This is a genomic window from Synechococcus sp. H60.3, assembly GCF_047462295.1.
GTDB lineage: Bacteria > Cyanobacteriota > Cyanobacteriia > Thermostichales > Thermostichaceae > Thermostichus.
In genome coordinates this window covers 1-1,879 of the sequence record NZ_JANSIY010000163.1, presented here as the reverse complement: position 1 = coordinate 1,879, position 1,879 = coordinate 1, and the positions used below count along the sequence as shown (strand labels likewise).

General features: G+C 60.6%; 2 protein-coding genes. Both read left to right on the top strand.

The window, feature by feature from the left end; genetic code table 11:
- The first annotated feature begins 19 nt into the window (after positions 1-19).
- Entirely contained in the window at positions 20-754 is a 735-nt protein-coding gene (gene hisG / locus NW841_RS12175; protein ID WP_414378746.1) for an ATP phosphoribosyltransferase, read from the top strand.
- Between the two features lie 199 nt (positions 755-953).
- The gene (locus NW841_RS12170) at positions 954-1,748 is read left to right on the top strand and encodes a photosystem II manganese-stabilizing polypeptide (protein ID WP_414386607.1); all 795 of its coding nucleotides are present in this window, start codon (positions 954-956) and stop codon (positions 1,746-1,748) included.
- The last annotated feature ends 131 nt before the right edge of the window (positions 1,749-1,879 follow it).

Below are 1,879 nucleotides of genomic sequence, written 5' to 3'. Positions count from 1 at the left end.
AAGGGATCCCTAAGTGCCTATGTTGACAGCCACCAGCCCTCGGCCAGCTCCGAAGCCCAATACCCCGACGATCACCATTGCCCTGGCCAAGGGAGCCTTGTTGGCCGACGCTGTCCGCTGCTTGCAACAGGTGGGGATCGATTTCAGTCGCTTTTTGGATCCCGGCAACCGCCTGCTGCGGATTGAATCGCCCACCCAGCTCAACGGGCAACGCTACGAGGCGCTGCTGGTGCGCAACCACGACGTGCCGGTGTACGTGGAATACGGACAGGCCGAGCTGGGCATCGTCGGCTACGACATCTTGCGAGAGCGCTATGCCGGCAGCGAAGCGCGGGTGGCCCACCTGCTGGATCTGAAGTTCGGCTACTGTCGCATGTCGGTGGCCCTGCCCCAAGATAGTCCCTACACCTCGGCGGCCCAGTTGCCTCCCCATGCCCGCGTCGCTTCCAAGTTTGTCGGCTGCGCCCGCGAGTATTTTGACCGGTTGGATTTGCCGGTGGAAATTATCTCCCTCTACGGCTCGGTGGAACTGGCTCCCCTCACCGGCATGGCCGATGCCATTGTGGACTTGGTGGCCACCGGACGCACCCTGAGGGAAAACGGCCTGGTGGAACGGGACTGCCTTTTCGAGAGCACCGCCCGCCTGATCGCCCATCCCACCAGCTACCGCGTTAACCAACAGCCCATCGGCGAGCTGGTAAACCAGATTCGAGAGCGCTGGCTGGGATCCCTGGTGGTGAGTGGCCCGTTTTGAGGTGGCCGCAAGGCCTTCACAGAAGAGCAGGAGTCGGTAATCCAAGCAGTGGGAAAACGCAGCAGCCTAACAGCTCTGCCTGGCCAAGAAACTTCTGCGAGCCCGGCCAAAGAGGGGATCCCTATTGCGTACAATAGGGGCATTCGGGCTTATTTTCCCCAGCAGCATTGAGATTAAAACAGGTTTTTCGAGGTTGATTATGCGGTACCGTCCACTACTCGCCATCCTGTTGGCGCTCTGTTTGAGCGTCTTCGCCCTGCCGGCGGAGGCAGCTAAGGCCCCCTTAACCTACGACCAGATCCGCAACACCGGCAAGGCGGCCATTTGCCCCTCCGTCTCCGACAATGCCCGCGGCCGTATCGAGGTGCCCAAGGGGGGATCCGTAAAGTTGACAGATGTCTGCTTCCAGCCGGTGCAAATTGAAATCGAAGAGGAAAAGCGGAACGGCGAAAAAGAGTTTATCAAGGCCAAAAACATTATGATCTCGGCAGCCACGCTGGGGCCGATTAAGGCCGAAGTCACCCCCAAAGACGGCGGGTTGGAGCTCAAAGTGGTGGACGGGATCACTTTTCAGCCGACCACCGGTCAGTTACCCCGCGGCGAGCGGGTGCCGTTTTTGTTTAGCGTGAAAGACTTGGTGGCCACAGCTCAGGGCTCCGCCATCGACCCCTCGACCGACTTTGAAGGGGAGTTCTTGGTGCCCGGCTACCACAGCAGCACCTTCCTCGACGCGCGCGGGCGCGGCTCCAACGTCGGCTACGACACAGCCGTAGGGCTGCAGGCGGCCAAGGACGACTTCGCCACCAACCGCAAGGTGGACGAGGTTTCCCAGGGGACAATGTCGCTGCGCATTGCCCGCGTGGATCCCAGCACGGGTGAGATGGGCGGCTCCTTCGTCAGCATTCAGCAGTCCAGCACCGAGCAAGGGGCACTGGAACCTCACACCGTCCGTGTCCAGGGCTTGTTTTACGCCCGCCTGGCGCAGGAGTCTTGAAGAGAGCCAATTTGGGGCTTGAGAGGGGCAGGGATCTGCTCGATTCCTGCCCATTCTTGTGGATACTCTGTCTGTCTCGGTTTGTCCGTTGGAGAAGAGGGCAGCGATGGCGGGATCCCACAGCGTTTGTT